The organism is Streptomyces smyrnaeus, from assembly GCF_017676345.1.
In the GTDB taxonomy this organism is placed as follows: Bacteria; Actinomycetota; Actinomycetes; order Streptomycetales; family Streptomycetaceae; genus Streptomyces; species Streptomyces smyrnaeus.
This window is the reverse complement of the sequence record NZ_JAFFZM010000007.1, coordinates 284,626-308,170: the sequence shown is the minus strand read 5'-3', so window position 1 is coordinate 308,170 and position 23,545 is coordinate 284,626. Positions and strand designations below refer to the sequence as shown.

The window sequence follows — 23,545 nt, the reverse complement described above, 5'->3', positions numbered from 1 at the left end:
AGCTCTTCCTCTTTCGGCACGGAATCCACGCTCCTCAGGACTTGCCGAACTCGTCGGAGATGAGGTCGAAGATGTCTTCGGCCGTCGCCGTCCGCAGGTCGCCGTGTGCGTCGGAGTGCTCGGCGGCGGAGCCGTTGTGGGTGTCGCCCCACTTCGCCAGCAGCAGTTCCAGCCGCTGCGCCACGCGGCGTCTGGCGGCGCCGTCCAGCGTCTCGGGGGCGCACGCCGCGTCCCACCGGTCGAGCCCGGACAGCAGATGGCCCTCGGACGCGGCCTCGTCGTCGACCAGATGCTCGCGGAGCAGGTCGGCCAGCGCGCTGGGCGACGGATGGTCGAAGACGAGCGTCGGCGGGAGGGCCAGACCGGTCGTGGCGTTGAGCTGGTTGCGCAGTTGGACGGCGGTCAGCGAGTCGAAGCCCAGCTCCTTGAACGGCCTGGCCGGCGACACCTCGTCCGGGCCTCCGTAACCGAGCACGGCCGCCACATGCGTCTGGACGTGCCGCAGCAGCAGATACCGCTGCTGCTCGGGCGAGCCGCTGTCGGCGAGTTGGCGGCGCAGCGGCAGATCTGCGGGTTCCTGCCCGCCCTGCCCGTCCTGCGCCCCGGCGCCGGGCTCGCCCCCGGCAGGGCTCGGCCGAGCCAGGTCCGCGAGCAGCGGACTGGGGCGGCGCGTGGTCAGCGCGGCGGCGAACCGCTCCCAGTCGATGTCGGCCACGGCCAGGGCCGTTTCCCGGTTGTCCAGTGCCTGCCCCAGCGCGGCCAGCGCGTCTTCCGGGGCGAGCGGGGCCAGACCCCGGCGCCCGAAATAGGTGACGGCGGTGTCGTCGGCCGCCATCCCGGTGTCACCCCAAGGACCCCACGCAACGCTGGTCGCGGGCAGCCCGAGGGCGCGGCGGTGCTCGGCGAGGGCGTCGAGGTAGGTGTTGGCTGCGGCGTACGACCCCTGCAGCCCGCTGCCCCACGCGGCGGCGCCCGAGGAGAACAGCACGAAGGCGCTCAGCTCCTTCTCCCGCGTCAGCTCGTCGAGCAGAGCCGCCGCCTGCGCCTTGGGCCGCAGGATCCCGGCCATGTGCGCCGGATCGAGGTCCGGGAACGGCATGTTCTCCGGGAGCCCGGCGGCATGGAAGACGGCGGTGAGGGGACGGTCATCCGGTATGCCGTCGAGGAGCCGCTGCACTGCCGCACGGTCGGCGACGTCGCAGGCGGCGAGGGTGACCTCGGTGCCCGCCCCGCGCAGCTCGGCGGCGAGTTCCCGGGCCCCGGGGGCGTCCGGGCCCCTGCGGCCGACCAGCAGCAGATGCGGCGCGCCGTTCCTGGCGAGCCAGCGGGCCAGATGCGCGCCGAGCGCGCCTGTGCCGCCGGTGACGAGCGTCGTGCCGGACGGCTGCCAGGCGGCGGCTCCCTCCGGTCCGGCAGCCGGGGCACGGTGCAGGCGGCGGCAGTAGGTGCCGGTGGGCCGGATGGCCAGCTGATCCTCGCCAGTGCCCTCGGCGAACAGCGCCGCCAGCCGGTCGAGGACATCCTCGTCGGCCTCGGCCGGCAGGTCGACCAGGCCGCCCCACCGCTGCGGCTCCTCCAGCGCCGCCACCCGGCCGAGCCCCCACGCCTGCGCCTGCACGGGGTGGGGGAGCGGATCGTCCGCCGAGACGGCCACCGCACCCTGCGTCACACACCACACGACCGCCTCGACCTCGATGTCACCGAGCGCCTGGACCAGGGCCGTGGTCGCGGCCAGTCCCGCAGGTACCTCCGGGTGCTCCGGGTGGGGGTCCTCGTCCAGCGCCAGGAGGCTGAGGATCCTGTCCGGCGGCCGGCTGCCGGCGGCTTCCGACAACCGCTCGGCCAGCTCCTCACGGCAGGCCCCGGTGCGGGTGTCGACCGACCAAGCCTCGGCCGCCGCCCCGCACCGCCGCAGCGCCTCGCCGACGGTCCGTACGGCCGGGTGCGCGTCGAACCCGGCGGGTACCAGCAGCAACCAGCCGGCGTCCGGGCGTGGCCCGGTGGCGGCATCGTCCAAGGCCGGTACCGGCACCCAGGTGGCGCGGTAGCGCCAGGAGTCGAGCCGGGCCTGTTCGCGGTGGTGGCGTCGCCAGTCGGACAGGATGGGGAGGGCTGGCAGCAGACTGGCCAGTGCCTCCCCGTCGCCGTCGAGCCGGAGGGTGGAGGCGACGGTCTCGGCGTCCTGCTCCTCGATCGCGTGCCACAGCCGGGACTCCGCCGCGTCGCGCAGCCCGTCCGCGGCACCATGCCCGTCGGCGCCGAATCCCCCGGCCGGCGGCGCCACCCAGAACCGGCGCCGCTGGAACGCGTACGTCGGCAACGGCACGAAGCGCGGACCCGGTTCGGCGGGGAAGACGGCCCGCCAGTCGACCCGGGCCCCGGCGGCGAAGGCGCCCGCCACCGCGCGTACCACCTGGGCCGGATCGCCCCGGTCGCGGTGGAGCGTGGGCACGGCCGCCGCTGCCACCCCCGCCTCCTCGAAGCACTCCTGCATCCCCATGGTCAGCACGGGATGGGTGCTGACCTCGATGAAGAGGCGGTGCCCGTCGTCGAGCAGGGCGCGGATGGTGTCGGCGAACCGCACGCGCTCGCGCAGATTCGTCACCCAGTAGTCGGCGTCCAGTTCGACGGGGGCCAGCGGTCCCGCCGTCACCGTGGAGTAGAAGGCGACATCGGCGTCGGCCGCGGGCAGGATCCCCGAGAGCGTCGCCGTCAACTCGTCGCCGATCCGGTCGACCTGCGCGCTGTGCGAGGCGTAGTCCACATCGATGAGCCGGGCGCGCACCCCCTCGCCGTCGGCCCGTGCCACCACGTCGGCGACCGCCTCCGGCGGCCCCGAGATCACCGTGGACGACGGCCCGTTCACGGCCGCGACACCCACCGCGCCGGTGTGCCCGTACGCGTCGATCAGCTCCGCCGCACGCTCTTCGCCCACGCCCAGCGACGCCATCGCGCCGCTGCCCGCCAACTCCCGCAGGGCCTGGCTGCGCAGCGCGACGATCCGCGCACCGTCCTCCAGCGGCAGCGCCCCGGCGACGCAGGCGGCGGCGATCTCGCCCTGGCTGTGCCCGACGACCGCCGCCGGGGTCACCCCGTGGTCCGCCCAGACGGCGGCCAGCGACACCATCGTCGCCCACAGCGCGGGCTGCACCACCTCCACGCGCTCCAGACCGGTTCCGCCGTCGCAACCCGTCAGCACCTCGGTCAGTGACCAGTCGACGTACGGCGACAGCGCCCACTCGCACTCGGCCATGCGATCGGCGAACGTCGATGACGACGCCAGCAGTTCGGCCGCCATGCCGACCCACTGCGAGCCCTGCCCCGGGAAGACCAGCACCGGCCCGCCCGCGTCCGAGGACACCGCTGGGGCGCCCGGATCGAGCACGGCCGGATGGGGCAGACCGGCCGCCAACGCCCGCAGACCGGCGGTCAACTCCGCGCGGTCCTCGCCGACGACCACGGCGCGGTGCTCGAACGCCGACCTGCCGGCCGCCAGCGTCCAGCCCACGTCGACGGGGGACAGGTCCGGCTCGGCGGCCACCCGCGCTGCCAGCGCGGCAGCCTGCCCGCGCAGCGCCTCGACGCCGCGCGCCGAGACGGGCCACGGGACCAGGCCCGGCCCGCCCGCTCCGGCCGATTCGGCGGGCACCGGCTCTGCCGCCTCCTCGTCCTCCGGCAGCTGCGGCGCCTGCTCCAACAGCAGATGGGCGTTGGTGCCGCTGATACCGAAGGCCGAGACGCCCGCCCGGCGCGGACGGCCGCTGTCCGGCCACTCGGCCCGCTCGGTCACCAGCCGTACGGCACCCGACTCCCACTCGACCTTCGGGGTGGGCTCGTCGATGTGCAGCGAGGCGGGCAGCACACCGTGCCGCATGGCCAGCACCGTCTTGATGACCCCCGCCACTCCCGCCGCGGCCTGGGTGTGCCCGATGTTGGACTTGACCGAGCCCAGCAGCAGCGGCCGGCCCGCCGGCCGGTCCTGGCCGTACGTCGCCAGCAGCGCCTGGGCCTCGATCGGGTCTCCGAGCGCCGTGCCCGTGCCGTGCGCCTCGACGGCGTCCACCTCGGACGGCGTCAACCGGGCGTTGGCCAGCGCCTGGGCGATGACCCGCTGCTGGGCAGGCCCGTTGGGGGCGGTGAGGCCGTTGCTGGCACCGTCCTGGTTGACCGCCGAGCCCCGGATCACGGCCAGCACCTCGTGCCCGTTGCGCTGCGCGTCCGACAGCCGCTCCAGCAGCAGCAGCCCCGCGCCCTCGCCCCACACCAGCCCGTCGGCTCCTGCCGCGAACGCCTTGCAGCGCGCGTCGAACGCCATCCCGCGCTGCCGTGAGAACTCGACGAAGGCACCCGGCGTCGCCATCACCGTCACCCCGCCCGCGAGCGCCAGTTCGCACTCGCCCTGACGCAGCGCCTGACTGGCCAGATGGGTGGCGACCAGCGAGGACGAGCACGCCGTGTCCACCGTCACGGCCGGGCCCTCCAGCCCGAAGGTGTAGGCCACCCGGCCCGACACCACACTGCCGATGTTGCCGGTGGCGACGTAACCCTCCACATCGCTGCTGGTGATGTTCGTGAGCGACAGATAGTCCTGCGAGGTGACACCCGTGAACACGCCCGTTCCGCTGCCGCGCAGCGCCTCACGGTCGATGCCCGCGCTCTCCAGCGCCTCCCACGCGGTCTCCATGAGAATGCGCTGCTGCGGATCCATGGCCAGGGCCTCGCGCGGCGAGATGCCGAAGAAGGCCGCATCGAACCCGGCGGCGTCCTGGAGGAAACCGCCCTCCCGCACATAGCTGGTGCCGGGGTGGTCCGGGTCGGGGTCGTAGATCTGCCCCAGATCCCAGTTGCGGTCGGACGGCATCGGTCCGATGGCGTCGCGTCCCTCCACGACCAGCTCCCACAGCTCCTCGGGGGAGTGCGCGGAACCGGGGAACCGGCAGGCCATGCCCACGATCGCGATCGGCTCGTCCTGCGCGACCGTGCCGACATCCGCCGCTGTTCGGGCCACCTCCGTACGCCCGCCGGTCAGTTCCTCCCGGAGATACGCGGCCACCGCCTGCGGCGTGGGGTGGTCGAACACCAGCGACGCCGGCAGCTCGAGCCCACTGGCAGCGCTCAACCGGTTGCGCAGCTCGACGGCCGTGAGCGAGTCGAAGCCCAACTCCTGGAACGGCTGCCCGGACGGTACGGCGTCCGGGCCCGAGTGCCCGAGCACGGCGGCGGCCTGCGCCCGCACCAGGCGCAGCACCAGATGCTGCTGCTGAGCGGGCGAACTGTCGGCAAGCTGCCGCTGGAGCGGGTGAGAGCCGCCGTCGTGGACCGCTCCAGCGGTGTCCTGACTCCCGTCGCCCTCGCCGGGCAGGGAGAGATCGGCCAGCAGCGGACTGGGCCGCTGCGTGGCGAAGGCGGCGGGGAACTTGCGCCAGTCGATGTCCGCGACCGTGACGGCGGTGTCGCCGTGCTCGACCGCGAGCCGCAACGCCGCCACCGCCCGATCGGGGGCCAACGGGGCGAGACCCAGATGCTCGAAATAGGTGACCGCCGCCTCGTCGGCCGCCATCCCCGTGTCACCCCAAGGGCCCCACGCCACACTGGTGGCGGGCAGCCCGAGACCACGGCGGTGCTCGGCGAGGGCGTCCAGATAGGCGTTGGCGGCGGCGTACGCGCCCTGCCGGGCACTGCCCCAGACAGCGGCCCCGGAGGAGAACAGCACGAAGGCGCTCAGGTCCAGGCCCAGATCACGGGTGAGCTCGTGCAGCAGGGCCGCCGCGTGCGCCTTCCCCCGGAGCGCCTCCGCGAGCTGAGCGGGCCGCAGCTCGGCCAGCGGCGCGATGTCCGCCACACCCGCCGCGTGGAACACGGCCTTCAGCGGACAGGCGTCCGGAACGGCGGTGAGAAGCTGTCGCACCGCCTCCGGGTCGGAGACGTCACAGGCCCGGACGGTGACCTCGGTACCCAGCGCACGCAACTCGTCGACGAGTTCAGCAGCGCCCGGAGCATCCGGACCGCTGCGGGAGGCCAGAAGTACATGCGGCGCACCGAACTCCGCGAGCCGGCGCGCGAGCAGCATGCCCAGCGCCCCGGTGCCGCCCGTGATGAGCGTGGTGCCCTCGGCACCCCAGACGCCGCTGTCGCCGTCGCCCCGGGAAACCGGCGCGTGCTGCAGACGGCGCGCGAGGATCCCACAGGAACGGATGGCCACCTGGTCCTCGGGCTGACCACGCGTCAGCACTCCTGCCAGCCGCGTATGCGTACGGTCGTCGACGGCCACCGGAAGATCGACGAGCCCGCCCCAGCGCTCGGGATGTTCGAGCGCGGCGACCCGGCCCAGCCCCCACAGTTGCGCCTGATCCGGGTGCGGCAGCGGTTCACCGGGCAACGCGGAGACCGCGCCCCGGGTCAGACACCACAACGGCGCCTCGATCCCCGCGTCCCCGAGCGCCTGGACCAGCGCCGTCGCCGCCGCCAGGCCGGCGGACAGCTCCGGATGCCCCGGGAGCCGGGACCGGTCGAGCCCGAACAGGCAGAGCACTCCCGCCGGAGTGTCCTCCGCCGCCAGCGTCGCCGCCTTGTCGACCAGCAGGTCACGATCGGCTGCCGCGACATCCACCTCACAGACGCGCGCCTCGGCACCGTACTCACCGAGGGCACGGACAACCGTCCGGGCAGCCTCTTCCTGCGCGGCGGAAGTGAACACCCACCATGTGCCGCTCAGCACAGGCGCGTTCTCCTCCGGCAGCTGCTTCCAGTCGACCCGGTAGCGCCACTCGTCCAGCACGGCACGCTCGCGCCGCCGCTGCCGCCATTCCGCCAGCACGGGCAGCAACTCGCTCAGCATCGGCTGCTGCTCCTCGGACGAGCCGAGCGTGTGCGTCAGAGCTTCGAGATCCCCACGCTCGACGGCATCCCAGAGCGGCGAGTCGTCCCCCGGCCCGGCTGCCTCGATGTCTTCGGCGGGGTGTCCGGGTGCGAGCCAGTAGTGCTGGCGTTGGAAGGCGTAGGTGGGCAGGTCGATGGTGGGGCCGGGTGGGAACCAGGGGGTCCAGTCGATGTCGTGGCCGTGGGTGTGGAGCTGGGCGAGGGTGTGGGCGAGGGCGCGTGTCTCGGGTTGTTTGGCGGTGAGGGTGCAGAGGGTGAGGGGGTTGTCTTCGAGGGTGTGTTGGGTGGCGGTGGTCAGGACGGGGTCGGGGCCGAGTTCGAGGTAGGTGTGGGTGCCCAGGTGGGTGAGGGCCGGGGCGAAGTGGACCGGCTGGCGGATGTGCTCGCACCAGTAGTCGGGGGTGGTGATGCGCTCGTCGGCGGGCCGCCCGGTCAGGTTGCTGATCAGCGGAAGCGTGGGCTGGTGGAACTGCAGCCCTTCGATGGCCTGGCGGAAGTCCTCCAGCATCGGCTCCATCGACGGGGAGTGGAAGGCGTGGCTGACCGCCAGCCGCTTGGTCTTACGCCCCCGGGACTTCCACTCCGCCGCCAGCTCCAGCACCGGTTCCTCCGGACCGGAGATGACGGTGCTGGTGGGCGTGTTCAGCGCGGCAACCGCCACACCCTCGGGCAGCTCCAACTCATCGGCACCCGCCTCCACCGCCACCATCGCTCCGCCCTCGGGCAGGGCTCCCATCAGCGTGGCGCGGGCGGCCACCAGCGTGCACGCGTCCTCCAGCGAGAACACCCCGGCCACATAGGCTGCCGTCACCTCGCCGATGGAGTGGCCCACCACCGCATCCGGACGCACCCCGAACGAACCCAACAACCGCGCCAGCCCCACCTGCAGCGCAAACAACCCCGCCTGCGCACACGTCGTGTGCTCCAACCGCTCCGCACTGCCCTCGAACACCACCTCCCGCAACGAAACACCCAACTGCGGGTCCAGCAACCCACACACCTGCTCGAAAGCCTCAGCGAACACGGGAAAGCGCGCATACAACTCCGCGCCCATGCCGACGCGCTGGCTGCCCTGGCCGCTGAACAGCCACACCAGCCCACCGTCGCCCACCCGCTCGCCCGGGCCGACCACATCCGGGTGCGGCTCACCAGCAGCCAGCGCCCGCACACCCGCAAGCAACTCCTCCCCACCCTGCCCCAGCACCACCGCCCGCTGCTCGAACAACGACCGCGAGGTCACCAGCGAACGACCCACCGCACCCACCGCACCCGACACCTGGGCCAAGGCTGCCGCCTGCCCCCGCAGCGCCTCCGCACCCCGCGCCGAGATGACCCACGGCACCACCCCGGTGACATCGGCCCCCACCTGTGCGGGTTCCGCGACAGGTGGCTCTTCCAGGATCAGATGTGCGTTCGTGCCCGAGATACCGAACGAGGAGACACCCGCCCGGCGCGGACGCTCTCCTCCCGGCCACTCCACTTGCTCGGTCAGTAGCCGTACTGCTCCCGACTCCCAGTCCACGTGCGGCGAGGGCTCATCGATGTGCAACGACGCGGGCAGCACACCGTGCCGCATCGCCTGCACCATCTTGATGACACCGGCGACACCGGCAGCAGCCTGGGTGTGCCCGATGTTGGACTTGACCGACCCCAGCCACAACGGCCGCTCCGCCGCCCGCTCCTGGCCATACGTCGACAACAACGCCTGCGCCTCGATCGGGTCACCCAGCGTCGTCCCCGTCCCATGCCCCTCGACCACATCCACATCAGCAGCCGACAACCGGGCACCCGCCAACGCCTGCCGGATCACCCGCTCCTGCGACGGACCGTTCGGCGCCGTCAAACCATTGCTGGTGCCGTCCTGGTTCACGGCCGAGCCCCGCAATACGGCCAGTACGCGGTGGCCGTTGCGCTGGGCGTCGGACAGTCGTTCCAGCAGGACCAGCCCGACGCCCTCGCCCCAGCCCGTGCCGTCCGCCCCGGCGGCGTACGGTTTGCAGCGGCCGTCCCGTGCGAGGCCGCGCTGGCGCGAGAACTCGACGAATGTCGCAGGCGTGGCCATCACCGCGACGCCACCGGCCAACGCCAGTTCGCACTCGCCCTGGCGCAGCGCCTGGGCCGCCAGATGCATCGCGACCAACGACGACGAACACGCCGTGTCCACCGTCATCGCGGGCCCCTCCAGGCCGAAGGAGTAGGCGAGCCGGCCGGACATGACGCTCGGTGTGCCGCCCGCGAGCAGGAAGCCCTCGACATCGGGGGCGGCCGCACTGCCGCCGGAGCCGTATCCCTGGAAGGTGCCGCCCGTGAAGATCCCGGTGTTGCTGCCCTGGAGCGAGGCGCGGTCGAGGCCGGCGTTTTCGAAGGTCTCCCAGGCGGTCTCCAGCAGCAGTCGCTGCTGCGGGTCCATGGCCAGCGCCTCACGCGGGCTGATGCCGAAGAACGCCGCGTCGAACCTGGCCGCGTCGTGGAGGAAGCCGCCCTCGCGTACGTAGCTGGTGCCACGGTGGTCGGGGTCGGGGTCGTAGACCGCGTCCAGGTCCCAACCGCGATCGGTGGGCAGCCCGGATATGGCATCCCTGCCCTGCGCGACGAGGTCCCACAGTTCGTCCGGTGTACGGACGCCTCCGGGGAAGCGGCACGCCATGCTCACAATGGCGATCGGCTCGTCGCTCGGTGCCGCGTCGGCTGCCGAGCCCCGCCGTCCCTGAGCGGCCGCGGCGCCGGCATCTGTCGTCGTACCGCACAGCCGTGTGCGCAGGTATCCGGCGAGTGCCTGGGGCGTGGGGTGGTCGAAAACAGCGGTGGGCGGAAGGTTCTCGCCGGTCAGCGCGGTGAGCTGGTTGCGGAGCTCGACGGCGGTGAGTGAGTCGAAGCCCAGTTCCTGGAACGGCCGGGAGGGTGGGAGCGCCGTCGGGTCCGGGTGGCCCAGGACCGTGGCGGCACGGGCCTGGACGTGCTGCAGGAGGATCCGGAGCTGCTGCGCGGGTGTGCTGTCTGCGAGTTCCCGGTGCAGCGGACCGTCGGGCGAGGCATTACCGGAGTTCCCGAGGGCCTCGGAGTACTGCTCCGTGCCGGTGCCGGTGGTCGTGCCGGTGGTCGTGGTCAGACCGCTGAGCAGCGGGCTGGGGCGCTGCGCGGCAAAGGCCGCGGAGAACTTCTCCCAGTCGACGTCGGCGACAGTCAGAGTGGTGTCACCGCTGCTGAGCGCTTGGTGCAGACATGTGGTGGCGAGACCGGGGTCGAGCGGCGCGAGACCGCGTTTGCTGAGGTAGGCGAGTGTTTCCTGATCCGCGGCCATGCCGATCTCGCCCCAGGGGCCCCAGGCCACACTGGTGGCGGGCAGTCCGAGGCCGCGGCGGTGTTCGGCGAGGGCGTCGAGGTAGGTGTTGGCAGCGGCGTACGCGCCCTGTCTGCCGCTGCCCCAGGTCGCGGCGTTGGACGAGAACAGCACGAAGGCACTCAGGTCCAGGTTCCGCGTCAACTCGTGCAGATGCGCCGCCGCCAGGGCCTTCGAGCTCAACTGGCGGTGCAGGGCCTCCGCGTCCAGTTCGGCCACGGGCCCGATCTCGGCCGTACCGGCGGCGTGGAAGACGGCGGTGAGCGGATACGACTCGGGCACGCCGTCGAGCAGCCGTCGCACGGCCTCACGGTCGGACACGTCACATGCCTCGACGGTGACCTGGGTGCCCAAGGCGCGTAGCTCTTGGACCAGTTCGGTGGTGCCGGGTGCGTCGGGCCCGCCGCGGGAGACGAGAAGGAGGTGCGGCGCGCCGTGCTCCGCGAGCCGGCGGGCCAGGTGGGCCCCGAGTCCGCCGGTGCCGCCGGTGACGAGTGTGGTCCCCTCGGGCCGCCACGTGGCGTCGAGGCCCTGCGAGGCGGGTGCCCGTCGCAGGCGTCGCACGTAGCTGCCGGATCCCCGAAGGGCCACCTGGTCCTCGGACGGTTCCTCGGCACGGTCTTCGGCAAGCAGTGCGGCCAGTCGGTCGGCGGCTCGGGAGTCGAGTTCCGTCGGCAGGTCGACCAGACCGCCCCAGCGCTGGGGATGTTCGAGTGCGGCCACCCGGCCCAGGCCCCAGACCGGCGCCTGGGCCGGGTGGGGGAGCGGCTCAGCAGGCGAGACGGATACCGCGCCCTGCGTCACGCACCACATGGGAGCTTCGACCCCCGCGTCGCCGAGAGCCTGGAACAGTGCCGTCGTCGCCGCGAGTCCGGCCGGGACCGCCGGGTGCTCCGGGAGGAACGCACCGCCGTCCAAGGGCAGCAGGCACAGCACACCCGCCGGTGAGTCGTCGCCGGTCGCTTCGGTTGCCTCGGTGGCGGCCTCGGTCGTCCCGGTCGCTTCGGTCCGCGCGCTCCTCAGCTCGGCCACCTGGGCGGCCAGCACGGCACGGTCGGCCGTCGCGACATCCACCTGGTGGACACGCGGCTCCGCGCCGTGCTTCCGCAGCGCCTGCACGGACATCCGTACGGCCGGGTCCTCCTCGCTCCCGGTGGGGACGAACACCAGCCAGGTACCGCGCGGGCCGGTCGACTCCTTCCGGTCTCCGGCAGGCAGCGGCGACCAGACGACCCGGTACCGCCACGAGTCCAGCCGTGCTTCTTCCCGTCGCCGACGCCGCCAGTCGGCCAGAATCGGCAGCGCGGGGCGGAGCGTGTCTACGGCCTCGCTGTCGTCACCGAGCCGCAGGCCGCTCGCCAGTGCCTCGACGTCCAGCTTCTCGACGGCCTGCCAGAGCTGTGCCTCCTCCGCTTCCAGTTCGCTGCCCCGCGGGGCGTGCACGCTGGGCGGCGCCAACCAGAACCGCTGGTGCTGGAACGCGTATGTCGGCAGTGCGACGGCACGCGGACGCCGCTCCCCGCCGTGGCCGTCCACGACGGTCGCCCAGTCCACGTCCGACCCGGAGGCGTGCAGCCGGGCCAGGGCGTGCAGGAGTCCGGTCACCTCGGGCCGCCTCCGGGACAGGGTCGGCACGACCGACGGCTCCAGCCCGTCGTCCCGGCTGTCGGCGACACGGTGGTGCCGGAGCGTGTGCTGGGTGGCAGTGGCCAGTACCGGATCGGGGCCCAGCTCCAGATAGGTGCCCGCGTCGTGGGCGGTCCGAGCGATGGCCGGGGCGAAGTGGACCGGCTGGCGGATGTGCTCGCACCAGTAGTCGGGGGTGGTGATGCGCTCGTCGGCGGGCTGCCCGGTCAGGTTGCTGATCAGTGGGAGGGAGGGTGGCTGGTAGTCCAGGCCCTCGATGGCCCGTCGGAAGTCCTCCAGCATCGGTTCCATCAACGGGGAGTGGAAGGCGTGGCTGACCGCCAGCCGTTTGGTCTTTCGGCCTCGGGACTTCCACTCCGCCGCCAGCTCCAGCACCGGTTCCTCCGGGCCGGAGATGACGGTGCTGGTGGGCGTGTTCAGCGCGGCAACCGCCACGCCCTCGGGCAGGTCGAGTTCGTCGGCGCCGGCTTCGACGGCGACCATCGCTCCGCCCTCGGGCAGCGCCCCCATCAACGTCGCCCGGGCCGCCACCAGGGCGCAGGCGTCCTCCAGCGAGAACACCCCGGCCACATAGGCCGCCGTCACTTCGCCGATGGAGTGGCCCACCACCGCATCCGGACGCACCCCGAACGAACCCAACAACCGCGCCAGCCCCACCTGCAGCGCAAACAACCCCGCCTGCGCACACGTCGTGTGCTCCAACCGCTCCGCACTGCCCTCGAACACCACCTCCCGCAACGAAACGCCCAGGTGCGGGTCCAGCAGTCCACAGACCTGGTCGAAAGCCTCAGCGAACACGGGGAAGCGGGCATACAGCTCGGCGCCCATGCCGACGCGCTGGCTGCCCTGTCCGCTGAACAGCCACACGAGCCCACCGTCGCCCACCCGCTCGCCCGGGCCGATCACATCCGGGTGCGGCTCACCAGCGGCCAGCGCCCGCACGCCCGCAAGCAGCTCCTCCCCACCCTGCCCCAGCACCACCGCCCGCTGCTCGAAGACCGAGCGGGTGGTGGCGAGCGACCAGCCGACGTCCTGTGCGTCCGGACCGGGGGCCGGACCGGGGGCCGGGTCGGTGGCCAGCCAGTCGGCCAGGCGCCGAGCCTGGCCCCGCAGTGCGTCCGCCGTACGCCCCGACAGGACCCACGGCATCACTTCCGCGGCCCGCTCGGACGCATGGCCGGACGGTGGCGATCCGAGGTGGGCGGGTGACGAGGGTTCTTCCTCGTCGGCCTCCTCCAGGATCAGATGGGCGTTCGTGCCGGAGATGCCGAACGACGAGACGCCGGCGCGGCGCGGGCCCTCCCCGCGTGGCCAGTCGCGTGGCTCCGTCAGCAGTTCGACAGCCCCCGAGCTCCAGTCCACCTCGGGGGTGGGCTCGCTCAGGTGCAGGGAGGCGGGCAGCGTCCCGTGCCGCATGGCCAGCACCATCTTGATGACACCTGCTGCCCCGGCGGCCATCTGGGTATGGCCGATGTTGGACTTCACCGAACCGAGCCAGAGCGGGCGTCCTTCCGGCCGCTCCCGGCCGTAGGTGGCGAGCAGTGCCTGGGCCTCGATCGGGTCGCCGAGGGTGGTGCCCGTGCCGTGGGCCTCCACGGTGTCGACGTCGGCCGCCGTCAGCCGCGCGTCGGCGAGTGCTTCGGTGATGACCCGCTGCTGGGCAGGCCCGTTGGGGGCGGTGAGGCCGTTGCTGGTGCCGTCCTGGTTGATCGCGGAGCCGCGTATGACGGCCAGCACCTGGTGCCCGTTGCGCCGTGCGTCCGACAGCCGCTCCAACAGCAGGATGCCGACGCCCTCGGACATGGTCATACCGTCCGCGTGCGCGGAGAACGCCTTGGACCTGCCGTCGGGTGCGAGCACACCGAGGTCGGCGAAGCCGACGAAGGGGGCGGACGAGGACATCACCGCGACCCCGCCCGCAAGTGCGAGGGAGCATTCCGACTGCCGCAGCGAGCGGGACGCCAGGTGGAGGGTGACGGAGGCGGAGGAGCAGGCGGTGTCCACCGTGACCGCTGCGCCCTGCAGGCCGAGGAGGTAGGCCACCCGGCCGGACACCACGCTGGCGGTGTTTCCGATGGTGAAGTAGCCGGCGGAGCCGTCCGGTACCTGGGACGGGTCGGAGTAGTAGTCCAGGTGGTCGCAGCCGATGAAGGTGCCGGTGCGGCTGCCGCGCAGCGACTGCGGGTCGATGCCCGCGTGCTCGATGGCCTCCCAGCAGGCCTCCAGGGCCAGCCGCTGCTGCGGTGCCATGCCGATGGCCTCGCGTGGCGATATCCCGAAGAACGCGGCGTCGAATCCGGCGACGTCGTCCAGGAAGCCGCCCTGGGTGGTGTTGCTGGTGCCGGGGTGCTGCGGGTCGGGGTCGTAGAGGGCTTCCAGGTCCCAGTTGCGGTCCTCCGGCAACCCGCCGATGGCGTCCCCGCCCCGTGCCACCAGGTCCCACAGCTCCTCGGGCGAGCGTACGCCGCCGGGGAACCGGCAGGCCATGCCGACGATCGCGATGGGCTCGCGGCCGGCTGCCTCGACCTCCTTCAACCGGCGCTGTGCGGTGCGCAGATCCGTGGTGGCGCGCTTGAGGTAGTCGAGGAGCTTCTCTTCGTTGTTCGCCATGGCCCGCCTTGTCGCCACTCCGCTGATGGTCGGGTGCTGGTGTTGTGGGACCACCACTCTCGGTGCGGTTCTAAAGGGCGGCTAACCCGGTGCTTTGGCCCGCCGGTGCCGGGCTGCGCCGTCGTGGCCGGTGGCTTCCGGCGGAATCCGGGGGTTAGACGGGCTTTAGGAGCGGCGGTGACGCTGGGCGGCAGGCAGCCGAGCGGCGAGGGCGGGAGAGTGGGATGGCACAGGGTTTGCAGGCGAGTCGGCAGTGGCAGCGCATCAGCGAGCTGTGGGTCACCGAAGAGGCGTCCGCCGATCTGACCGACTTCAAGTCGGACCCGAGGAATTTCCATCTCGCACTCTGGGACCCGACGACGAACGGAGTGCGGTATCTCAAGGCGCTGCTGTACGAGCTGGCCACCCGGCTGACCCCGGAGGAATGGGCGAGGATCGAGAAGGTGCGCAACCGCGAGGTGGGGAACCCGATCGCGGTCCGTATCGACGGAAAGTCCGTGTGCCTGGACTACCTGCAGGCCTCGCAGGAGCTGGGATTCATCGAGAAGGCCGTCGAGTTGCGCGGCGCCCGCGTCCTGGAGATCGGTGCCGGGTACGGGCGGGTGTGCCACGCGATGCTCTCCAACTACGACCTGGCCGAGTACTGCATCGTCGACCTGAAGAACACACTGGGACTGAGCCGCCGCTATCTGCGCGAGGTGCTGGACGACAAGCAGTTCGCGAAGGTGCGGTTCATCCCTGTGGACGACGACGTGGCAGCCGCGCTGGAGTCGTCCCGCTTCGATCTGTGCGTCAATGTGCACTCGTTCACGGAGATGGCTCCGGAAACGGTGACGGAGTATCTGAGGATCATCGACCGTGTCTGTACGGGGTTCTTCGTGAAGAACCCCGTCGGGAAGTATCTCGACAAGAGCATGGACGGTTACCGGAAGGGCGATGAAGCCGTGCAGATGGCGCTGGAGAACGGGCCTCTTCGGCAGCTGCTCGACATTCACGACACCGAGGCCGTCAAGGCGGCCGTGCCCGCCTTCCTCGACGCCTATCGGCCCGGTGACGCGTGGACCTGCGTCAGGGAGGGCCGCGGTATTCCGTGGAGCTATTTCTGGCAGGCCGTCTACGCGAAGAACGCCGGTGGCACCAACGGCGAGGGCGGCCCGAATGGTGCGGGCGGCGGCAACGGTGAGGGCGGCACGAACGGCAGCGCCGGCCAGTGACCGGTGGGCCGGTCCTCGTACTGGGTGGCTCCGGCTATCTGGGACGGCACATCTGCACGGCGTTCACCTCGGTCGGTGCCACCGTCGTAAGGGTGTCCCGCCCCGCATCGCAGGACGGGCCCGGCACGGCGGGCCTCAGCACCGTGCGGCTGGATCTGGCGGCCGCCGACACGGCCGAGTTGGCCCGACTGTGCGCCGACACCGGGGCCCGGGTGCTGGTCAACGCCTCCGGCGCGGTCTGGGGCGGCACCGAGGAGGAGATGGCCGCGCTCAACGCCGACCTCGTCGACCGGCTGGCCGACGCGGTCGCCGGGCTGCCCAGCCCGCCGCGTCTCATCCAGCTCGGCAGCGCCTACGAGTACGGACCGGCCCGGCACGGGCAGGCGATCGACGAGAACTGGCCGCTGGACCCGGCCACCGCGTACGGGCGCACGAAGCTGCGCGGCTCGCAGACGGTGCTGCGGGCCGCGGCCGAGCGGGGCCTCGACGGAGTGGTGCTGCGGGTCTCGGTGGCCTGCGGGCCGGGTGCGCCCCGCGCCGGCCTGCCCGGTCTGGTGGCCGCGGAGCTGGCCGCGGGCAAGGAGGAGCTGCGCCTCGCGCCGCTGCGTGCCTACCGCGACCTGGTCGACGTACGCGATGTCGCCCAGGCCGTGCTCGCGACCGCGCGGGCACCCGCGCGCACCGTCGTCGGCCAGGTCGTCAACATCGGGCGGGGAGCGGCCGTTCCCGTGCGCCGGCTCGTCGATCTGCTGATCGGCTACAGCGGCCGCCCGCTGCGGGTCGTGGAGGAGCGGACGGCGGCGGAGTCACGCTCCGACCTGCCCTGGCTGCTGCTCGACGTCTCACGCGCGCGGCGGCTGCTGGGCTGGACCCCGCGCCGCAGCCTGGAGGACTCACTGAGGGATCTGCTCGCGGACGCGGGCGGCCAAGGGAGGGACGAACGATGAACGAACGGGCCGCACACATCCTCGACGAGGTCCGCAAGTACCACCAGGACGTCCAGGACGGGGGCGGCTTCGTCCCGGGCGTCACCGAGATCTGGCCGTCCGGCGCCGTGCTGGACGAGGAGGACAGGGCGGCACTGGTCGAGGCGGCCTTGGACATGCGGATCGCCGCCGGACGCAGCTCGCGCAGGTTCGAGTCGGCCTTCGCCCGCAGGATGAAGCGGCGCAAGGCCCATCTGACCAACTCCGGCTCCTCGGCGAACCTCCTCGCGGTCTCCTCGCTGACCTCCCCGCTGCTCGGCGACCGCAGGCTCAGGCCCGGCGACGAGGTGCTGACGGTCGCGGCGGGCTTCCCCACCACCGTCAACCCGATCCTGCAGAACGGCCTGGTGCCGGTCTTCGTCGACGTCGAGCTGCGGACGTACAACACCACCGTCGAGCGGCTCGAACGGGCCATCGGGCCGCGCACCCGGGCCATCATCATGGCGCACACCCTCGGCAACCCCTTCGAGGCGGCGGAGGTGGCCCGGCTCGCCGAGGACCACGACCTGCTGCTGATCGAGGACACCTGCGACGCGGTGGGGTCGACCTACGACGGACGGCCGGCCGGCACGTTCGGCGATCTGGCCACCGTCAGCTTCTACCCGGCCCACCATCTGACCACGGGGGAGGGCGGCTGCGTGCTCACCTCGAACCTGGTGCTGGCCCGGATCGTGGAGTCGCTGCGGGACTGGGGCCGCGACTGCTGGTGCGAGCCGGGGGAGAACGACACATGTCACAAGCGGTTCGGCTACCAGATGGGGACCCTGCCGGCCGGCTACGACCACAAGTACATCTTCTCCCACGTGGGCTACAACCTGAAGGCCACCGATCTGCAGGGCGCTTTGGGGCTCAGCCAGTTGGACAAGCTAGACCACTTCTGCTCGGTGCGGCGCCGCAACTGGCGGCTGCTGCGCGAGGGCCTGGACGGACTGCCGTGGCTGGTGCTGCCCGAGGCGACACCGCGCAGCGATCCGAGCTGGTTCGGGTTCGCGCTGACCGTCGACCCCGAGGCTCCGTTCAGCCGTGCGGCGCTGGTCGACTTCCTGGAGTCGCGCAGGATCGGCACCCGCAGGTTGTTCGCCGGGAACCTCACCCGTCACCCGGCCTACATCGACCAGCCGCACCGGGTGTCGGGCGAGCTGACCAACAGCGACACCATCACAGAGCAGACCTTCTGGATCGGTGTCTACCCGGCCCTCACCGAAGAGATGATCGACTATGTCGTCGCCTCCATCGCGGAGTTCGTCAGGAGCCACGGGTGAGCGCCCCGACGCGCGTACCCGCCGCGGCGAACACGCGTACCCCGCTCCGGGCCCGCCAGGACACCGGCCTGGCGGCTCGTGTCGCACGCTCGGCTGCCACGGCAGCGGGCCCGGCGGCTGACCTGGACGAGATCCTCGGATGGCTGGAGAGCCGGCGCCGGGCCGTCCCGTTCGCCGTGGACCGTATACCGTTCGCCGAGTTGGACGGCTGGTCGTTCGACCCCGACACCGGCAACCTGGTGCACCGCAGCGGCAAGTTCTTCACGGTCGAGGGGCTGCGGGCCGCGGTCGACGACCGGCAGTGGTGCCAGCCGATCATCTGCCAGCCGGAGGTCGGCATCCTCGGGATCCTCGCCAAGGAGTTCGACGGCGTGCTGCACTTCTTGCTGCAGGCCAAGATGGAGCCCGGCAACCCCAACCTCCTCCAGCTCTCGCCGACCGTCCAGGCCACCCGCAGCAACTACACCAAGGTCCACAGGGGCGCGTCCGTGCGCTATCTCGACCACTTCACGGCCCCGGCCCGGGGCAGTGTGCTCTCCGACGTGCTCCAGTCCGAGCACGGCTCGTGGTTCCACCGCAAGCGCAACCGCAACATGATCGTCGAGGTGACCGACGACATCCCGCCGCACGAGGACTTCCGCTGGCTGACCCTCGGCCAGATCGCCGAGCTGCTGCGCCACGACCTGGTGGTCAACATGGACGCGCGGTCCGTGCTCGCCGGAGTGCCGGTGCAGGCCGCGCCGCGCGCCGCGTACTCCGACACCGAGCTGCTCTCCTGGCTGGTGGAACAGCGCGCCGCGATCCAGGCATCGGCCGAGCGCTTCCCCCTCGCCGAGGTGCCCGGCTGGCTGCGCGCACCGCACTCGATCGACCACGAGGACCACCGCTACTTCCGGATCGTGGCCGTCTCGGTGCGCGCGAGCAGCCGCGAGGTTGCCGCGTGGACGCAACCGCTCCTCGAACCGCACGGCCAGGGCCTCGTCGCCTTTCTGCGCCGTGACTTCGGCGGTGTCCCGCACGTGCTCGTCAGCGCCCGCGCGGAGGGCGGTCTGCTCGACACCGCCGAGCTGGGTCCCACCGTCCAGTGCACCCCCGGCAACTATGCGCAGCTGCCGGCCGGACAGCGACCGCCGTTCCTCGACACGGTGCAGACGGCCGACCCCTCCCGGATCCGCTACTCGGCACTGCACTCCGAGGAGGGCGGCCGGTTCCTGGACTCGGTCAGCCGCTATCTCGTCGTCGAAGCGGAGGACGCGCACGAGCCGCCCGGCTTCCGCTGGATGTCGTACGGCCAGCTGGCCGCGCTCGCCCAGCACAGCCACTACGTCAACGTCCAGGCCCGTACCCTGCTGACCTGTCTGCACGCGACGCCCTCCGACGAGGGGGCGAACGGAGGGCCGAACGGATGGGCCGCGGTACGGTGACGGTCCGCGCGCAGCCGTGCGCCGTCACCGCGTGATCCGCACGGCCTTGCGCTCGACCTCCGCGACCAGCCGCGCCTGCCGCAGGCTCGCCCGGGCGTCGTCGTCCGGCCCCTTGCCGGAACGCGGCGTACGGACGGCCTGCGCGAAGTAGCGCACCACGTTGGCGAACTGGTCGTCGGCGCGCAGTGTGATCTCCTCGCGGTGGTCCTGCCGCTCGACCCGCAGGACCGGCTGGTGGGCGGGCGGCGGCGTGAAGGCCCGGTCCAGCGTCAGCCGCCCGTTGCTGCCGGCGAATTCCAGGCTGGTCCGGTAGGAGTGCTCCATGCCGAAGGCGAGATCGGCCGTCACCCCGCCGGCCGTGCACGCCAGGATCCGACCTGCCACCACCACACCTTTGCTCGCGTCGAGGCGCAGTACGGCGTGCAGGACACCGACATCGGGCCCGAGGTGGTGCAGCGCGGCGCGGATCGGGTAGACGCCCATGTCCAGCAGGGCACCTCCGCCCACGTCGGACCGGTAGCGCATGTTCTCCGCGGGCAGCGGCGGGATGGTGAAGGAGCCGGCGAAGTCGCGGACCTGACCGATGGCGCCGTCGGCGAGCAGCTTCCGTACGGTCGCATGCTGCTCGTGGTGCGGGAAGGCGACGTTCTCCAGCAGCACCAGCCCCCGCTCGGCCGCCAGCCGCAGCAGCCGCTCGGTGCTGTCCGGGTCCGCGGTGAGGGGCTTCTCGGCCAGTACGTGCTTGCCCGCGCGGAGCGCTTTCTCGATCCATGCGGCATGCAGCAGCGGAGGCAGCGGCACATACACGGCGTCGACGCAGGGGGAGGCCAGCAGCTCGTCGTAGCCCGTCACCGCCTCGCAGCCGAACGCTGCGGCGAACTCGGCCGCCTTCGCCGCACTGCGGCTGGCGACGGCCACCGGCTCGACATCCGGGACGGCGGCGAGTGTCGGCAGCATCCGGCGCCTGGCGATGTCCGCGCAGCCGAGTATCCCGCACCGCAGTGGCCTGTCCGGTGGTGTCGGAGCTCCCATGAGATCCCTGGGTCCCTTCCGGGGGAGCTCGTCACGTCCCCCCCCTGACGGCGCGGTGCGAGGCGGTCATCTCCCGGTCACGCGGTCATCCGGCTCTTGAGCGGCTCCCACCAGGAGCGGTTGTCGCGGTACCAGGCGACTGTCGCGGCGAGCCCCGAGGCGAAGTCGTGGCGCGGCCGGTACCCCAGCTCCCTGCGGGCCTTCGCGTCCTCGATCGAGTAGCGCCTGTCGTGCCCCCTGCGGTCCGGTACGTGGCGTACCCGGCTCCAATCGGCGCCGCAGGCCGCCAGCAGCCGCCTGGTCAGTTCCTCGTTGCTCAGCTCGGTTCCGCCACTGATGTTGTAGACGGCGCCGGGGGTGCCCTGTGTGCGGACCAGCTCGACGGCCCTGCAGTGGTCCTCGACGTGCAGCCAGTCGCGCCGGTTGAGCCCGTCGCCGTAGAGCGGGACGTCACCGCCGTCGAGCAGGCTGGTGATGAACAGCGGGACGATCTTCTCGGGGAACTGGCGCGGCCCGTAGTTGTTGCAGCACCGCGTGACGCGTACATCCAGCCCGTGCGTGCGGTGGTACGAGAGCGCGATCAGGTCCGAGGCGGCCTTGGACGCCGCGTAGGGCGAGTTGGGGGAGAGCGGGTCCTCCTCCACGCTGGAGCCGCTCTCCACCGAGCCGTAGACCTCGTCCGTGGAGACGTGCACAAAGCGCTCGACGCCGTGCCGCAGTGCCGCGTCCAGCAGAGTCTGGGTGCCCGTCACGTTCGTACGGACGAACTCACCTGCGGCCGCGATCGAACGGTCCACATGCGACTCCGCCGCGAAGTGCACCACCTGGGACGCCCGCGCCATCAGTCTGTCGACCAGCTCGGTGTCGCAGATGTCGCCCCGCACGAACGTCAGCCCGGGGTGGGTGAGGTCGAGGTTGTCGAGGCTGCCGGCGTAGGTCAGCTTGTCCAGCACCGTGATCCGGGCGGCCCCGGACGCCTCGGCGGCGCCGGGCGCCAGCAGCATCCGCGCATACGCGGAGCCGATGAACCCGGCGGCCCCGGTGACCAGGAGATTCATATCTCCTCCATGAACTCGACGGGCGGCAGCCCCAGGCTGAAGTCGCGGGCGCGCTCCATGACGTACTGGCCGTAGGGCGAATTGCCCATCCCGGCGCCGAGCGCGTGGCAGTCCTCCGGCTGGATGAAGCCCATGTACATGGCGATTTCCTCGATGCAGCCCAGCCGGGTGCCCTGCCGGTGCTGCACGTCCCGTACGAACCGCGCGGCGTCCAGCAGCGTCTCGTGGGTGCCGGTGTCCAGCCAGGTGACGCCCCTGCCCAGCCACACCAGCTCGGCCGTGCCCTCCTCCAGATAGGCGCGCAGTACGTCGGTGATCTCCAGCTCGCCACGCGCGGAGGGCGTGAGGCCCTTGGTGACGTCCACGACCCCGCCGTCGAAGAAGTACAGTCCGGGAATCGCGAGGTTGGAGCGGGGCCGCTCCGGCTTCTCCTCGATGGAGACCAGCCTGCCCCGGGCGTCGATCTCCGCGACGCCGAACCGCTGGGGGTCCGCGACCTGATGCCCGAACAGCACGCAGCCGCGCAGCTTCCGTGCGCTCCGGCGCAACAGGGAGGGCAGGTTCGCGCCGTGGAAGAGGTTGTCGCCGAGTATCAGCGCGCACTCCTCGCCGCGGATGTGGTCGGCGCCCACCCGGAAGGCGTCCGCGATGCCACGCGGTTCGTCCTGTCCGGCGTAGTCGATGTTCAGGCCCAGTTGCCGCCCGTCGCCGAACAGGGAGCGGAAGACGGGCAGCTCGGCCGGGCGGGTGATGATGAGGATGTCCTGGATGCCCGCCAGCATCAGCACCGAGAGCGGATAGTAGATCATGGGCTTGTCGTAGACCGGGGCGAGCTGCTTGGAGCCCACGAAGGTGAGCGGCTGCAGTCGCGTCCCGTTCCCACCAGCGAGAATGATGCCCTTCATCCCCTCCGACCGCTCCCTTCCCGCTCGTCCTCCGGCATCGTCGGGGACCGGCCCAAAGCCCGCCTGACGCGTGGCGGAACGGCGGCGTGTGCCCTCATGCGCCGAGGGGCTTCCGCGCGACCGCGACCAGGCAGCCGACGGCCTCGGCCCCGCCCTGGGTGGCCACGTCCGGGTGTGCCGGCTTCAGCGAGTCGAGGATCTCCTCGACGCTGACGCCGTGTTCCCGCTCGAACTCCCGGCGGCAGCGCAGGATCCCGTCGATCACCCGCATGAACGTGTACTTGGTGTGCTCGGTGACATCGGTCAGCTCGACCAGTTCCAGACCCGCGCCCTTCACCAGTTCGGGGTACGCCTCCAGCCGCCCGATCGACGCGACTTCGCCCGCGTCCGCCGTGGCCTGCGTGCCGGGGGTGGAGGGCGGATTCCCGGGGCCGTCACCCAGGGCGAAGGTGTCGGTCAGTACGATCCGCCCGCCGGGGCGCAGCACCCGCGTCATCTCCCGCAGTGCCGTGAGCCGGTCCATGTGCACGATCGACTCGAAGGCGAGCACCGCGTCGAACGAGCCCGCCGGGTGCGGCAGGCGCATCACGTCCCCGTACTCGAACCGTACGCTCTCCTCCTGCCCCGCCTCGCGAGCCAGTTCCCTCGCCCGGGTGACCTGCTCCTGGCTGATGGTCACGCCCAGCACCTGCGCACCCGTCGCGGAGGCCACGCGCAGCGCCGGCCTGCCCACTCCGCACCCGGCGTCCAGTACCCGCTCGCCGGGGCGCACCCGCAACCGGGCTGCGAGCAGGTCGGTGAACCGGTCGGTGGCCTCCTCCGGGGAGCTGCGGTCCGTGGGGCCCTCCCAGTAGCCGAAGTGCAGGTTGTCGCCCCATGCCATGCGCAGCAGCGGGCCCAGCGCGCTGTAGTAGTCGGTGATCTGTTCGCCCGTCGGAGACGTGGGCGGCGGAGCTGATGGGAACGTCATGCAGTCCTCCCCGGGGCTGACGGTACTGCTCGGCATGCCGTGCCTAGACCCAGTCAGTGCGGGCCGAAGCCCCGGCAACGCCCGGCTAAAGTCCGAGGTCGCAGGGGTGGCTGTGGATGGGTCCCGGTGGGCTCAGTAACTCTTTCGCGTTCTTGACGCGGGCTACCCTTGCGAACAGTTGGCTATACGTGCGTACAGTGGGCTGTGCGCCTGGGCAG

General features: G+C 71.9%; 9 protein-coding genes. 4 read left to right on the top strand and 5 right to left on the bottom strand.

Annotated features, from left to right (window positions below):
* Positions 1–34: 34 nt before the first annotated feature.
* Positions 35–14,476, bottom strand: a complete 14,442-nt coding sequence (locus tag JW613_RS14425) for a type I polyketide synthase (protein ID WP_209211202.1) — start codon at positions 14,474–14,476, stop codon at positions 35–37.
* 224 nt (positions 14,477–14,700) lie between these two features.
* Here JW613_RS14425 and JW613_RS14420 point away from each other — a divergent pair, with 224 nt between their 5' ends.
* Genes JW613_RS14420 through JW613_RS14405 form a run of 4 tightly spaced genes read left to right on the top strand, consistent with a single transcriptional unit; the run spans position 14,701 to position 19,362 of the window.
* Positions 14,701–15,690 (top strand): putative sugar O-methyltransferase, encoded by a 990-nt coding sequence (locus tag JW613_RS14420; RefSeq protein WP_209211201.1) that lies wholly within the window; start codon positions 14,701–14,703, stop codon positions 15,688–15,690.
* Complete coding sequence (locus JW613_RS14415; protein WP_209211200.1) at positions 15,687–16,637, top strand: NAD-dependent epimerase/dehydratase family protein; 951 nt, start codon at positions 15,687–15,689, stop codon at positions 16,635–16,637. Before JW613_RS14420 ends, JW613_RS14415 begins: the two co-directional genes overlap by 4 nt.
* Entirely contained in the window at positions 16,634–17,938 is a 1,305-nt protein-coding gene (gene rfbH, locus JW613_RS14410) for a lipopolysaccharide biosynthesis protein RfbH (protein ID WP_209211199.1), read from the top strand. Before JW613_RS14415 ends, rfbH begins: the two co-directional genes overlap by 4 nt.
* Positions 17,935–19,362: an NDP-hexose 2,3-dehydratase family protein gene (locus tag JW613_RS14405; protein WP_209211198.1), complete on the top strand. Its 1,428-nt coding sequence runs from the start codon at positions 17,935–17,937 to the stop codon at positions 19,360–19,362. Before rfbH ends, JW613_RS14405 begins: the two co-directional genes overlap by 4 nt.
* Before the next feature lie 24 nt (positions 19,363–19,386).
* Here the strand turns inward: JW613_RS14405 and JW613_RS14400 are convergent, their stop codons facing one another.
* The 4 genes from JW613_RS14400 to JW613_RS14385 form a co-directional block, all read right to left on the bottom strand.
* On the bottom strand, positions 19,387–20,394 hold the full coding sequence (locus tag JW613_RS14400; RefSeq protein ID WP_209211197.1) for a Gfo/Idh/MocA family protein: 1,008 nt from the start codon (positions 20,392–20,394) through the stop codon (positions 19,387–19,389).
* Positions 20,395–20,471: 77 nt separating this feature from the next.
* Positions 20,472–21,452: a dTDP-glucose 4,6-dehydratase gene (rfbB, locus tag JW613_RS14395; protein ID WP_209211196.1), complete on the bottom strand. Its 981-nt coding sequence runs from the start codon at positions 21,450–21,452 to the stop codon at positions 20,472–20,474.
* Entirely contained in the window at positions 21,449–22,357 is a 909-nt protein-coding gene (gene rfbA / locus JW613_RS14390) for a glucose-1-phosphate thymidylyltransferase RfbA (protein WP_209211195.1), read from the bottom strand. Before rfbA ends, rfbB begins: the two co-directional genes overlap by 4 nt.
* Before the next feature lie 94 nt (positions 22,358–22,451).
* On the bottom strand, positions 22,452–23,327 hold the full coding sequence (locus JW613_RS14385; RefSeq protein ID WP_209211194.1) for an SAM-dependent methyltransferase: 876 nt from the start codon (positions 23,325–23,327) through the stop codon (positions 22,452–22,454).
* Positions 23,328–23,545: the final 218 nt, after the last annotated feature.